The sequence below is a fragment of the Erwinia rhapontici genome, assembly GCF_012271765.1.
GTDB classification, from domain to species: Bacteria; Pseudomonadota; Gammaproteobacteria; order Enterobacterales; family Enterobacteriaceae; genus Erwinia; species Erwinia rhapontici.
This window is the reverse complement of record NZ_VRKO01000006.1, coordinates 16,381-29,686: the sequence shown is the minus strand read 5'-3', so window position 1 is coordinate 29,686 and position 13,306 is coordinate 16,381. Positions and strand designations below refer to the sequence as shown.

Here is a 13,306-nt window from a genome sequence, read left to right as displayed (position 1 = left end):
ACTATCAATTCTGGATAGCTTGATAACAAGGAAAGGTTATGGAAAACGGTTTTAGTATTGCAATGACCCCGGTCCAGCTGGCAGCCGTCATGGCTGATGAATCTGTGCTCACTGAACGTATCTGGGGTAGCATCGGGTTTCTCGGGAGTATACTGGAGCTGGCCGGTGCCACCGCCCTTTGCCTGGTCCCGGAACCTACCGGAGTGACGAAAGCGGGATGCATTATTGTGGGGGTGCACAGTCTGGATGGGAAGTGAAATCATGATTGATTACAAAAATATCAGAACATACTTCTCTGTATTTCTCGGTAGTGATATCGATGCGTATGGAGAAACTTACCCTGAAGTTGTGGACTCTTCGATAGACGTTATTGGTGCAATAGATAATGATCTTATTGATGAAATCGATAAATTTCTTGCTGAATATCCAACAAATGATCTGGCTGGACCAGCCATGAACCTAATTACTGAAAACAGAGTTGGCGATTGCGCCGGGTTTCCCCCAACGTTAATCGACTTCCTGACCTGGCTCTCAGCTTACCTGAAACAAAAGCGTGATGAATAAATATGAAGCCCGCTACTCAACGCTGCGGGACAGCAGGCTGAGTGCTACCACAGGTGTACGGATGGTTATAGCCAGTGATTTAAGTCCTTTGGGCACCTCACCAACGACCAGATCGTGACGGCTGTTTCCTTCATCTAAATCAGGCGCAGATAGTCGATGGCAATCAGCGCCGTCTTTGGCTGCTGTTGCTTGTGGCAATTCTCGCCCAGTCTTCATCCCATATCCCCCCGAAGCCGCAGAGGCCTTTCTTACCCGGGTTCATCTGACATCCTCTACGGTTTCATGGTATGGTGCCGGGCTGTAACGTCATCATGTACAATCCGTTAGCAGGATGGCACCATCCCCCGGTTTTTTAGCCCCCCCACGTTGATGTGCACTGCTACGCACAGGGGCAGCCGTGGCGTATTCCGGGCATCTTATGGCGTCACAGTTTCGCTTTCTGCCGGGCCTGTCTACGGGTATCATCGCTACGCTCCTGGCACCGGTTCGGCCTGGTATAATATAGATTCAAAATTTGCCATTTTTTCCAGTACCGCCGTCTTTGTTATTGATACGAAAATCGGCTGAAATAAGGTATAAAGCCGCATGAAAATTCCCAACAGACTCCAGCCTCTGGTTGATGATGGCCTGATAGACGATGTGCTTCAGCGACTAAAAAGCGGTAAAGAAGCAGACGTTTACACCGTTTTATGCGGTGACAACATCCGCTGCGCCAAAGTTTATAAAGAAGCAACCCAGCGTAGCTTCAAGCAAGCCGTGCAGTACCAGGAAGGGCGTAAAGTCCGTAATACCCGTAATGCCCGTGCCATGCAAAAAGGCTCAAAGTTCGGCCGTAAGCAACAGGAAGAGACCTGGCAAACGGCAGAGGTTGATGCCTTGTTCCGCCTGGCGAATGCCGGAGTTCGCGTGCCACAGCCCTATCTTTGTATGGACGGGGTGTTGTTGATGGAACTGGTCACTGATGCAAACGGTGGAGTTGCCCCACGTCTCAGTGATGTGACCTTAACGGAAGAGATGGCCGTTACTGATTTCCACGAGATGATCCGCAATATCGTGCGCATGTTGTGTGCAGGGATTGTGCATGGTGATTTATCGGAGTTTAACGTGCTGCTGGATGCACAAGGGCCGGTCATTATCGACTTGCCCCAGGCCGTTGATGCCGCCGCTAATAATCATGCTGAATCCATGTTTGAACGTGATGTGAATAACATCACTACTTACTACGGCCAGTTCGCACCACAGCTTCTGCAAACACGTTATGCGAAAGAAATCTGGTTGCTGTATGAAGACGGCAAATTAACACCAGAAGCCCCGCTCACCGGTCTGTTCGTTGAAGAGGTCCATGATGTGGATATGGATTCCCTGATGGATGAAATCATCTCAGCAGAAGATGAGTTTTACGACCGTCAGCGAGCAGCCCAGGAACGCGAAGATTAATAAGAGAGTGCGCCAGGTTACAGCAGCAGGATGATGACAGCCCACAAGGTTAATACTGGTGGGCTTATTTAACACTGAACCGATAGCGTAGAAAAATGTGATACCTTGCCATGTTATAAAATCTAATACCTCCCTTCCCTAACAGCCGCTACAAAGTGCTCCTCCTTAAGACATCGCATTTTCTGAAATGAAACCCCCTCTCGCTGTCGTTATGCTGCAGTCCCTCACTTCTTAAAATACATGGATTGTTATGATGAAGAATTATCCTCACGCGACAGCGAGACTGCTTTTCGGCATTTTTTTTTGTACAGCCCCGGTCACAGCCGCCCTTGCCGGTGTCCCAAACGCAATACGTACGCCGCTTTCACTCGACTATAACGGTGATAATGTCGATTTGAAGAAAGAAAAAGAAGCAAAAGAAGCAGAAGCAACAAAGTCCCCAGACTTATTTGGCCCAACGACAGGACCGCTGCCTTTCTTTGGTGAGGAAATACGCAAGCGGGGTTATGACTTGCCCGATCCTTATGGGATTGGCTATAACCATATGAATATGCGCCAGAACATCAAAGTTAATAGCATCGACTTTTCCGGACTTAAACTTTTCGGCTTTCCTATCCCTCAGAGCATTTTTAAAATCGATGTCGGCCACACGCGGGAAAGGTCTCTGACTGATACCGCGAAACTGGACACCTGGTTATTCCCTTTCTTAAATGTTTACGCGGTTGTCGGGCATACCAAGGGAAGTTCAAACTCTACTGTTTCCGTTAATGCACCCATCATCGGAAAAATGTCAGATATCGATTTTATCCTGAAATTCAAAGGGACCACCTATGGTGCGGGCACAACCCTGGCCTATGGCTACCATAACTGGTTTGGCACTATGGATTTCAATTATACCCGTACGAACTTTGATATCCTTGACGGTAGTACTACCGCCTATACGTTTACGCCGCGCATTGGGTATCGTTTTACCGTTCCTGGATCAACGAAATATTCTATTCCCGTTTCTCACGCCAGTTTATGGGTTGGCAGCATGTACCAGGATGTTTCCCAGAATTTTGGTGGCAATCTGAGCAATCTACATATGCCGGCTAATTTGATTAACCTGGTTAACTTCGTTAATAAAGACAAAGAAGGACGCTTTCGTGTCAAACAGCACCTCCAGTCGCCCTGGAATATACTGGTGGGTGGTCAGTACGAATTGACACGTAACTTTAATGTCATGACTGAAGTGGGCTTTGAGAAACGTAATAGTATTATGGTTGGCGGCGAGTTCCGTTTCTAAATATGCGCTATTTCCGCGCCCTGTTAGTGGGGTTATTGTTAATTCCAACTTTGTCTGAGGCAACATTATTACCCAGCAGGGCGACAGTCGACGGCTATCTTGCCAGATTCAGCTCAGACCCTGTTGATATGCACAAAAGGATCGACTGGGGCGTTGTGCCAGGCCCCTTTTATACTCCCGAGCTGGGCATTGGCATCGGGGTGGCGGCTGTAGGCTTTTATCGTCCCGATGAAGAACAACAGCGGGCCCCGATTTCGTCGCTCTCACTGACCGGATTTGTCAGCTCTACAGGCGCCTTTGGCGTTGGTTACGAAAACAACACATTTCTGCGTAATGACCAATGGCGTTTTATTCTGAGCGGCGATGTCAGCTATCGCCCACTGGATTATTGGGGCCAGGGATATGCGGAGGGCCATCACCAGCGAGGGAAACAGTCCTATAACTCGCGCACCCTGTCGTTCAATCCAGAGATCCTGTATCGATTACAGGCGCATACCTATGTCGGTATGGGGGGGGCCCTCGCCTATGAGAAGGCAACCGGACTACAGAATAAGGCGGCAGGCAGTTTCTTCCAGCATCCGGTACCGCTAAACGAGCTTAACACCGGTGTCAGTTTGCTATTCAGCTACGACACACGAGATGTCACCATTAACCCCTCTAAGGGACAGTTGTTGAATCTCCGCTACACCGATTACCTCCCGGAATTAGGCGGAGATAACCGACTCTCCATCTGGGATATGCAATACAACCTTTACCACGCCGTCAACCCAACCACGCTGCTGGCATGGGATCTGTACGGCCGTTTTGCCGGCGGCAATGTGCCCTGGACGATGGACGGCACACTCGGCGACAGCCATCACCTGCGCGGTTACTACCAGGGACGATATCGCGATCGCAATGTGCTCACTACGCAGATTGAACTGCGTAAAAAACTCAGCTGGCGACATGGAATGGTTGCCTGGGCTGGCGCAGGCAGTATGTCTCCCCATCCCAGTGAGGTTGTGGACGGGCATTGGCTCCCTTCTGTCGGTATCGGCTATCGTTTTGAAATTAAGAAAAGAATGAATTTGCGTCTGGATTACGGTGTAGGACAGAAAAGCTCAGGCTTCTATTTTCAGGTAGGAGAAGCCTTCTGATGAAAAAAGTACTGCTCCTGTTATGCCTGTTCCTTAACGCCTGCCATGCCAGCATTCCCCTGACTGATAAGCCGATAACGCCGGGTGATTTTCAGCTTCCGCCCCCACCCGCGCAACACGTCTGGCCAGCGATCCTGCCACTCCCTCCTCCTGATGGTCTGCGCCCTTGTTGTGCTTTTGGCTATAACATTCGGGCTAAGCTTTTAGGGGTTCCTGTCCCCTTTTTTCAATTACGTAATGTCGTCGATCCTGATAACACGGGAAAGCATCACTATAACGACAGCTGGAAAAGCATCTTTACGACACTGACGGGAATAAACAGTGAGCTCAACGGTATTATCTATACCCGACGGGGCGGATTTATTGACCTTGCTCATGTGCGTGATACCGCGGACAACACGCTATGGCTGTTCAGCAAAATTTGGCCAGCGCTGGGGCGTGCTACCACGATAAAGATGAGCGATGAACTCGGGCAACGCATTATCCGACTACGGCAGTTCTCGCCCCCTGAAGACACGCTGGCGCGTTACAATCTGAGTGTCAGTCTGGCGGCTTACCTCGCCTTTCAGCTCGCCGCCTGGCATGAGGTCGCTCAGTGGTATGGCTTCGAGTCCGTACCCGGCTATCCTGAAACCGTTTCCGCATTTTCACCAGAAGATCTCTATTCCAATCTGCTCGGGGCGCGCATGGCTACAGATATACTTAATGCGGGCGGAGCATCATCACTGCCGCAGTATCAATATTCGATGGCACAGATGCTTCCGCAGGCGCTCGCACAGCTACAAGCCGTCAGCCCGCAAGCCACCCGCTTTCACTTTGATATGCTGGATGGCATATGGTGGAACAACCATTGTCGCCTGCCCGACAAATTTCTGGTGCGTCTGCGCAACTACAGCGTCAGTCACCAGCGGCTGCCGTCGCGTCCTGCGGATACTGTGCCGGAACTGTGGCTGACGTTACCCGATCATTTTGACCATCGTCCGTTGTCACAATTTGCACGACTTGAAATCTGGCGCGGTGATCATATGGCTAACCTGCCTTCGCCGTCATTGATGTATAGCGATAATGATTTTGTCACTCTGGCGCAACAGGCAGCAAAAAATGACCGCCACGCCCTGGCAAAAATCGGTAACCAGTGTGATTAACGCCCCCCTGCCAACCCTCCGTAATATAAGAAAATATTATTAATAACCAGAGAGCGTGAAGCACACTCCTGGTGTTTCAGTATGTCCACTCTCCCCGTATTTCTGCCATTTCCGGCAGGCAACCGTTTTCGCCTTGCCACAAACGGCCCTAAACCCCATTACGGGAAAAGTTCCCCTCACACGGCACTTTAATGTGACATTCATCACACTTTAACTGAATTAAAATGAAACTGAATTTGACAAGTGTGAGCAATCTCTATTTCCTAATGCCCTGATAGCGGCACACTGCCGCAGTATTCATGGCGGGTGTTTTTGTTACAGTCACAAGCACCCATTTGTCGCCCGTAGATAACATGACCCGACCAGCGCGCTGGCTGCCGAGCAGGGTCTCAGAGCATGTGGTAATAATAATGAAATATAAAATTATGATGGCTGGCGCACTGGCAGCACTTTCCTATACCAATGTTTCTCTCGCCGAAACCAACAGTCCGGAATATGTTTCTGACTGGTGGCATCAGAGCGTGAACGTCGTAGGAAGCTATCACACCCGCTTCGGGCCGCAGCTGAACAACGACGTCTATCTGGAATATGAAGCGTTTGCGAAAAAGGACTGGTTCGATTTCTACGGCTACATCGACGTTCCTAAATTCTTCGGCGTGGGTAACGGTAACGATGTCGGCGCGTGGGATGATGGTTCTCCGTTCTTCATGGAGATCGAACCGCGCTTCTCTATTGATAAACTGACCGGCACCAACCTTGGTTTTGGTCCGTTCAAAGAGTGGTATTTCGCCAACAACTATATCTACGATATGGGCGACAACAAGGCGAGCCGCCAGAATACCTGGTATATGGGTCTGGGTACCGACATCGACACTCACTCTGATGTGGGCCTGTCACTGAACGTGTATGCCAAATACCAGTGGGAAAACTACGGTGCAGCCAATGAAGACAGCTGGGACGGCTACCGCTTCAAAGTGAAATACTTCGTTCCACTGACTCAGCTGTGGGGCGGCAACCTGACCTATATCGGCTTTACCAACTTTGACTGGGGTTCTGACCTCGCCGATAAAGCCGGCCCGTCACGCACCAGCAACTCTATCGCGTCCAGCCATATTCTCTCGCTGGGCTATGATCACTGGCACTACTCTGTTGTGGCGCGTTACTTCCACAACGGCGGCCAGTGGAATGACGGCACCGAGTTGAACTTCGGTAAAGGTGATTTTAACGTGAAATCAAACGGTTTCGGTTACTACCTGGTTGTCGGTTACAACTTCTGATAACCCGGGGATATCCCCAATGCTGACATAACGCGCCTTCGGGCGCGTTTTTTTTGCCTGCAATAAACCGCTATACTCCTCCGGCAATATTGCGTCCGCTAAAAGGAATTTTTATGTCTGCCAAGTCTGTTGATCACAGTGTAAAACTGCGCCCGCTCGAACGCGAGGATCTGCGTTTTGTTCATCAGCTGGATAACAACGCCAGCGTGATGCGCTACTGGTTTGAAGAGCCGTACGAGGCGTTTGTTGAGCTGTCCGATCTCTACGACAAGCATATCCACGATCAGAGCGAACGTCGGTTTGTGGTTGAACACGATGGAAGTAATGCCGGGCTGGTTGAACTGGTGGAGATTAATCATATCCACCGTCGTGCAGAATTTCAGATAATTATTGCCCCCAGCCATCAGGGAAAAGGGCTGGCCAGCAAAGCCGCGAAACTGGCGATGGATTACGGATTTTCGGTCCTTAATCTCTACAAACTTTACCTGATCGTCGATAAAGAGAACGAAAAGGCCATCCATATTTACCGTAAGCTGGGCTTTGAAATTGAAGGCGAGCTGATCCACGAGTTCTTTATCAACGGTGAATATCGCAATACCATCCGCATGTGCATTTTCCAGCATCAGTATCTGGAAAAATTTAAACCCGCGCAGGGTATGGTCAAAACCACGGCGCAGTAAACAACAACGGCAGGTGGGATAGCCCGACCTGCCGTTGTTCGTTTAGCCGCCTCGCGCGCCAACCGGATTCATGATGGTCTGCAAGCGTTCCGGTTCAATCTTATACATGCCCCCGTAGAACGGGTCGACCACCAGCCAGCCAGGGATGCCAAGCAGCGGAATGTTGCCCAGCAGATACCACAGGTTCGGGCTCTCTTTCAGTGGGAGCGTTTGCGGAACATAGCCTGCGCGCTCCAGCATCACCAGATACTTTTTCTTACCGAAGTAGTTGCCGTTAGACTTCTGCAGCGTAACGGTTTTTGGCGTGTAACCTTCGGCCACCGCTTTACCCGTTTCATCCTGTACCACAAACTTCACCCCTGGGGGCTGAGTCTGAAGCGTCACATCCTGGGTTTCACTACCGACAATCGTGGCGCAACCACTTAACATCCACGCTGCTGCCAGCGCTGCTATCAGCCGTTTCATCATTCATCCTGCCTGAATCCATCATGCTAACAGTCTACGCGTCAGATAAGGCAAGCTAGCGCGTTAATAGCGCGACGAATTGGTGGTTTATTCAGCCATTGGCACGCTGGGGTTAACCAAACATTCTTTCCAGATAGCGTTCCAGCGCAACGCGTGAGCTGAAACCATGAGGGATGCCGTAGTGATCGTTTGATTCCCCGACCAGATACATCGGGAAACGGACGTAATGGTCGCAGGTTTTAACATCCGATGATGCCGTGGCGATCGCCTGGCTTCGCTCCTTGAGCGTTGGGTGAATGACCAGAGCGGTTCGACCCAGACGTGCCTCACGGTTAACATACACATAGTCTTCACCGCGACAGTAACCGTAAGTTTTTGCGGTGACCGCATCCATCTCAAATCCCGCTTTTTCCAGTACGCGAGCTACCTCATCAGGTCGTAAATACATACTTGCTCCTCTAAGTCTGCTAACCCGGCAACCTTACAACAGGCTGCACAGTCAGCGCTTTCGGAATAGTCCATAAACGCCCTGTCGTGCATGGCGTTCTCTGCGTGTGTTCTATACTTAATAGTACGTTTTCAGAGTAAGGGAGCAAAAAATGTTCAACCGGACCACAAAAAATAACGATATAGACCTGAATCAGGATGTTTCTCTGCTGGCTGATAGCCTGGATGATTTATTGAAATCCTGGGGAAGCAAATCAAAGGAAGAAGCGGATGAGGCACGCTCTCGGGCCGAATCCCTGTTGAAAGAGACGCGGGCCAAACTCCATGGCCGCAACCGCGTAACCCAGGCTGCGAAAGACGCCGGAAATCATGTCGACAACTACATCCACGATAAGCCCTGGCATGGTGTAGGTATCGGTACAGCACTGGGTATCCTCGTTGGGGCGCTTATTGCCACCACCACATCCAGCAGATAGTCGAAAAATTTGCGTTAGAAAAAGAGGCCCGTGGCGAAAGCTGCGGGCTTTTTTTGTCAGCAAAACTTTTTAATCGGGCGCAATCCTTGTGGCACAAGGCTTCAGTGTGAGCTGACTTAACAAATACTAAAATCCTATATGTTGTGTGGTTGCATTTCGGCGGCACTATATCTAGTATTTAGCCCATCAAGACCACACAACATGGTGTGGCAGTGGTGGCGCTTCCTGGGCAGTAAACTGGCGCCAGATACTCAAGATAACCAGCCCACAAGGTAAATACGAATCATGCGCATTATTATTTACACTAAAGATAACTGTGTCCAGTGCAATGCCACAAAAAATGCTATGGACAAGAAAGGCATCGATTATCAGTTGATCAATCTGGACAGCGAACCTGCACATGTGGAGACACTGAAGTCTCTCGGTTACCGCCAGGTGCCGGTGGTGATGGCTGAACAGGATCACTGGAGCGGTTTTCGTCCGGACAAAATCCATGCGCTGAGCCACCTGGCTGCGGCGCGGGGATGAGATCATGACCACGCTGGTTTACTTTTCCAGCCTGTCTGAAAATACCCATCGATTTATCACCCGTTTAAATCTGCCTGCTGTGCGTATTCCACTGGACTACGCGCAGTGCTTGCAGGTTGATCAGCCCTACATTCTGGTGGTGCCCAGCTACGGCGGCGGTACGGCTCAGGGTGCGGTCCCTAAACAGGTGATTCAGTTTTTGAATGACACCAATAATCGTCAGCTGATCCGCGGCGTTATCGCTGCTGGCAACCGCAATTTTGGCGAGGCTTACTGCCTGGCTGGCGACATTATTGCGCGAAAATGTCAGGTGCCTTATCTCTATCGCTTTGAGCTAATGGGCACCTCTGACGATATCGCTAACGTACACAAGGGAGTAACCCAATTTTGGCAGCGACAGACAGCACACTCATAGAGGCCACCGCAGCAACGCCGGATTACCATGCGCTTAATGCCATGCTTAATCTGTACGATGCTGAAGGTCATATTCAGTTCGAGAAAGATCGTGAGGCCACGCGTCAGTATTTTATCCAGCACGTGATCCCTAATAGCGTTCAGTTCGACTCTATTGCTGACCGTTTACAGTATCTGGTTTCCGAAGGCTATTACGAAGCTGACGTTCTGAATGCCTATCCGTTTGAGTTCGTCTGTTCGCTGTTTCAGCAGGCTTACGACCGTCGTTTCCGCTTCCAGACGTTTCTCGGTGCATGGAAGTTTTACACCAGCTATACGCTGAAAACCTTCGACGGCAAACGCTATCTGGAAGGCTTCACTGAACGCGTCTGCATGGTGGCCCTGACGCTGGCAAAAGGCGATCAGGCGCTCGCCCTGTCACTGACCGATGAAATTCTCGCTGGCCGCTTCCAGCCTGCCACGCCAACCTTCCTGAACTGCGGTAAGCAGCAACGCGGTGAGCTGGTTTCCTGCTTCCTGCTGCGCATCGAAGACAATATGGAGTCGATTGGCCGTGCGGTGAACTCCGCGCTGCAACTCTCCAAACGCGGCGGTGGTGTTGCCTTCCTGCTGTCAAACCTGCGTGAGTCCGGTGCGCCAATCAAGCGCATCGAAAATCAGTCTTCCGGGGTGATCCCGGTGATGAAGATGCTGGAAGATGCCTTTTCCTACGCCAATCAGCTGGGTGCGCGCCAGGGCGCAGGGGCTGTCTATCTCAATGCGCACCACCCCGACATCCTGCGTTTCCTTGATACCAAGCGTGAAAACGCCGATGAAAAAATTCGTATCAAAACGCTGTCGCTTGGCGTGGTGATCCCGGATGTCACCTTCCAGCTGGCGAAAGACAACCAGCCGATGGCGCTGTTCTCGCCGTACGATGTCGAACGCATTTACGGCCTGCCCTTTGCCGATATCAGCATCAGCGAGAAGTATGACGAAATGCTGGCCGATGAGCGCATCCGTCGCACCTTTATTAATCCGCGCGAATTCTTCCAGACGCTGGCCGAAATCCAGTTTGAGTCCGGTTACCCGTACATCATGTTTGAAGATACGGTTAACCGCGCCAATCCGATTCATGGCCGCATCAATATGAGCAACCTGTGTTCGGAGATCTTGCAGGTCAATACTCCAACGGAATATAACGATGACCTCAGCTACAAGCGCATCGGTAAGGATATTTCCTGTAACCTCGGCTCGCTGAATATCGCCCATGCCATGGATTCTGTCGATTTCGCACGCACGGTGGAGATTGCTGTACGTGGCCTGACAGCGGTGTCAGATCAAAGCCATATCCATTCCGTGCCCTCCATTGAACAGGGCAATGCGCAGTCGCACGCTATCGGCCTGGGACAGATGAACCTGCATGGCTATCTGGCGCGTGAAAGCATTCAGTACGGTTCCGACGAAGGGCTGGATTTCACCAATATCTACTTCTATACCGTCACCTATCACGCGCTGCGCACCTCAAACCTGCTGGCGCGCGAACGTGGTGCCAGCTTTAGTGGCTTTGCCGACTCACGTTATGCCAGCGGTGAATACTTCAATCAATATGTAGAACAGAGCTGGCAGCCGCGCACGGCTCAGGTCGCTGCGCTGTTTGCCAAAGCGGGGATCGCCATCCCTACGCAGGCACAATGGCAGGCACTGAAAGAATCGGTGATGCAGTACGGGCTGTATAACCAGAATTTACAGGCGATCCCACCGACCGGTTCGATTTCTTATATCAACCACGCCACATCGAGCATCCATCCGATTGTGTCGCGCATTGAAATCCGCAAGGAAGGAAAAACGGGCCGTGTCTATTACCCTGCGCCGTTTATGAACAACGATAACCAGGCGTTCTATCGTGATGCCTATGACATTGGCCCGGAAGCGATTATTGATACTTACGCGGAAGCCACGCGCCACGTGGATCAGGGACTGTCACTGACGCTGTTCTTCCGTGATACCGCCACCACGCGCGATATCAACAAAGCTCAGATTTACGCCTGGAAAAAAGGCATCAAGACGCTGTATTACATCCGTCTGCGTCAGATGGCACTGCAAGGCACCGAAGTTGAAGGCTGCGTGTCCTGCTCGCTGTAAAACATCGCTGTGGGAGGGCGAGGCATGCCTCGCCCCTACACATCATGCACAGCATGCCCCGAACCGTATTGCGTAGGGGTCAGGCATGCCGACCCGACAAATCGTGCACCACATGTACAGCACCGTATTGCGTAGGGGTCAGGCATGCCTGACCCGACAAATAGTGCACCATATGTACAGCACCGTATTGCGTAGGGGTCAGGCATGCCGACCCGTTAAGATCCGCTCCAGGAACAACAACATGAAATTAAAGAAAATTCACGCCATTAACTGGAACAAAATCGAAGACGACAAAGATCTGGAAGTGTGGAATCGCCTCACCAGCAATTTCTGGCTGCCCGAGAAAGTGCCACTTTCTAACGATATTTCCGCGTGGAACTCCCTGAATCACGATGAACAACAGCTGACGATCCGCGTGTTCACCGGCCTGACTCTGCTGGATACCATTCAGAACACCCTGGGCGCACCCGCGCTGATGGCTGACGCACTGACGCCGCATGAAGAAGCGGTGATGTCGAATATCAGCTTTATGGAAGCGGTCCATGCGCGCTCCTACAGCTCGATCTTCTCCACGCTGTGCCACACCAGCGATGTCGATGCTGCTTACGCCTGGAGCGAAGAGAACGGTCCGTTGCAGCGCAAAGCCGAGATCATTCTTCAGCACTATTATGAGAACGATCCGCTGAAGAAAAAAATCGCCAGCGTGTTCCTTGAATCCTTCCTGTTTTATTCCGGTTTCTATCTGCCGATGTACTGGTCAAGTCGCGGCAAGCTGACGAACACCGCTGACCTTATCCGCCTGATTATTAAAGATGAAGCGGTTCACGGCTACTATATTGGCTACAAGTATCAGAAGGCGCTGGAGACGCAGAGTGCGCAGCGTAAAGAGGAGCTGCAACAGTTCGCCGTTGACCTCCTGCTGGCACTGTATGAGAACGAGCTGGAGTACACCGATGCCCTGTACGAAGGCGTAGGCTGGCAGGAAGATGTGAAGAAGTTCCTGCATTACAATGCCAACAAAGCCCTGATGAACCTCGGCTATGAGGCACTGTTCCCGTCAGAGATGACCGACGTGAACCCGGCGATCCTCTCTGCGTTGTCACCGAATGCCGATGAAAATCACGATTTCTTCTCTGGTTCCGGCTCCTCTTATGTGATGGGGAAAGCCGTCGATACCGAAGATGCCGACTGGGACTTTTAACCCTTTCAGAGATGGCTGTGACTGACAGCCATCTTTCTCCTCTTCCCGTTTTAATTAGTTATTAATTTTCAAACCTTCCCTCCTCTTTCAGCGTCATCAATATGGCAGTTTTCTTACAATTATTTCC

General features: G+C 51.0%; 15 protein-coding genes. 13 read left to right on the top strand and 2 right to left on the bottom strand.

Annotation, left to right across the window (positions count from 1 at the left end; translation table 11 throughout):
• Positions 1-38: 38 nt before the first annotated feature.
• From FVB43_RS04560 to speG, 8 genes are all read left to right on the top strand, one after another.
• Positions 39-257 (top strand): hypothetical protein, encoded by a 219-nt coding sequence (locus FVB43_RS04560; RefSeq protein WP_167863441.1) that lies wholly within the window; start codon positions 39-41, stop codon positions 255-257.
• A gap of 4 nt (positions 258-261) precedes the next feature.
• Positions 262-564: a hypothetical protein gene (locus FVB43_RS04555; RefSeq protein ID WP_133845812.1), complete on the top strand. Its 303-nt coding sequence runs from the start codon at positions 262-264 to the stop codon at positions 562-564.
• A gap of 585 nt (positions 565-1,149) precedes the next feature.
• On the top strand, positions 1,150-2,001 hold the full coding sequence (locus FVB43_RS04550; RefSeq protein WP_167863440.1) for a PA4780 family RIO1-like protein kinase: 852 nt from the start codon (positions 1,150-1,152) through the stop codon (positions 1,999-2,001).
• 250 nt (positions 2,002-2,251) lie between these two features.
• The gene (locus FVB43_RS04545; protein ID WP_133845810.1) at positions 2,252-3,286 is read left to right on the top strand and encodes a hypothetical protein; all 1,035 of its coding nucleotides are present in this window, start codon (positions 2,252-2,254) and stop codon (positions 3,284-3,286) included.
• 128 nt (positions 3,287-3,414) lie between these two features.
• Positions 3,415-4,422 (top strand): BamA/TamA family outer membrane protein, encoded by a 1,008-nt coding sequence (locus FVB43_RS04540; protein ID WP_241008255.1) that lies wholly within the window; start codon positions 3,415-3,417, stop codon positions 4,420-4,422.
• Positions 4,422-5,567 carry a DUF4056 domain-containing protein gene (locus FVB43_RS04535; protein ID WP_133845808.1) on the top strand — a complete coding sequence of 382 codons (1,146 nt, stop codon included), beginning with the start codon at positions 4,422-4,424 and terminating at the stop codon, positions 5,565-5,567. Before FVB43_RS04540 ends, FVB43_RS04535 begins: the two co-directional genes overlap by 1 nt.
• A gap of 410 nt (positions 5,568-5,977) precedes the next feature.
• On the top strand, positions 5,978-6,844 hold the full coding sequence (locus tag FVB43_RS04530) for a nucleoside-specific channel-forming protein Tsx (RefSeq protein WP_133845807.1): 867 nt from the start codon (positions 5,978-5,980) through the stop codon (positions 6,842-6,844).
• Between the two features lie 113 nt (positions 6,845-6,957).
• The gene (gene speG, locus FVB43_RS04525) at positions 6,958-7,524 is read left to right on the top strand and encodes a spermidine N1-acetyltransferase (RefSeq protein WP_133845806.1); all 567 of its coding nucleotides are present in this window, start codon (positions 6,958-6,960) and stop codon (positions 7,522-7,524) included.
• 42 nt (positions 7,525-7,566) lie between these two features.
• Here the strand turns inward: speG and FVB43_RS04520 are convergent, their stop codons facing one another.
• Both FVB43_RS04520 and FVB43_RS04515 read right to left on the bottom strand, forming a co-directional pair.
• Positions 7,567-7,989 (bottom strand): hypothetical protein, encoded by a 423-nt coding sequence (locus FVB43_RS04520; RefSeq protein ID WP_166653754.1) that lies wholly within the window; start codon positions 7,987-7,989, stop codon positions 7,567-7,569.
• A 112-nt stretch (positions 7,990-8,101) separates the two neighbouring features.
• Positions 8,102-8,437 (bottom strand): DUF2002 family protein, encoded by a 336-nt coding sequence (locus FVB43_RS04515; RefSeq protein ID WP_133845804.1) that lies wholly within the window; start codon positions 8,435-8,437, stop codon positions 8,102-8,104.
• 151 nt (positions 8,438-8,588) lie between these two features.
• Between FVB43_RS04515 and FVB43_RS04510 the strand changes: the two genes are divergently transcribed.
• The 5 genes from FVB43_RS04510 to nrdF all read left to right on the top strand — a co-directional run bounded on the left by FVB43_RS04510 (position 8,589) and on the right by nrdF (position 13,179).
• Entirely contained in the window at positions 8,589-8,912 is a 324-nt protein-coding gene (locus FVB43_RS04510; protein WP_133845803.1) for a DUF883 family protein, read from the top strand.
• Between the two features lie 285 nt (positions 8,913-9,197).
• Positions 9,198-9,440 (top strand): glutaredoxin-like protein NrdH, encoded by a 243-nt coding sequence (gene nrdH, locus FVB43_RS04505; RefSeq protein WP_133845802.1) that lies wholly within the window; start codon positions 9,198-9,200, stop codon positions 9,438-9,440.
• 4 nt (positions 9,441-9,444) lie between these two features.
• Positions 9,445-9,855 (top strand): class Ib ribonucleoside-diphosphate reductase assembly flavoprotein NrdI, encoded by a 411-nt coding sequence (gene nrdI, locus FVB43_RS04500; RefSeq protein ID WP_133845801.1) that lies wholly within the window; start codon positions 9,445-9,447, stop codon positions 9,853-9,855.
• A complete protein-coding gene (nrdE, locus tag FVB43_RS04495; protein WP_133845800.1) occupies positions 9,828-11,978 on the top strand; it encodes a class 1b ribonucleoside-diphosphate reductase subunit alpha in 2,151 nt (716 codons plus the stop codon). Before nrdI ends, nrdE begins: the two co-directional genes overlap by 28 nt.
• A gap of 241 nt (positions 11,979-12,219) precedes the next feature.
• Complete coding sequence (gene nrdF, locus FVB43_RS04490) at positions 12,220-13,179, top strand: class 1b ribonucleoside-diphosphate reductase subunit beta (RefSeq protein ID WP_167863439.1); 960 nt, start codon at positions 12,220-12,222, stop codon at positions 13,177-13,179.
• The last annotated feature ends 127 nt before the right edge of the window (positions 13,180-13,306 follow it).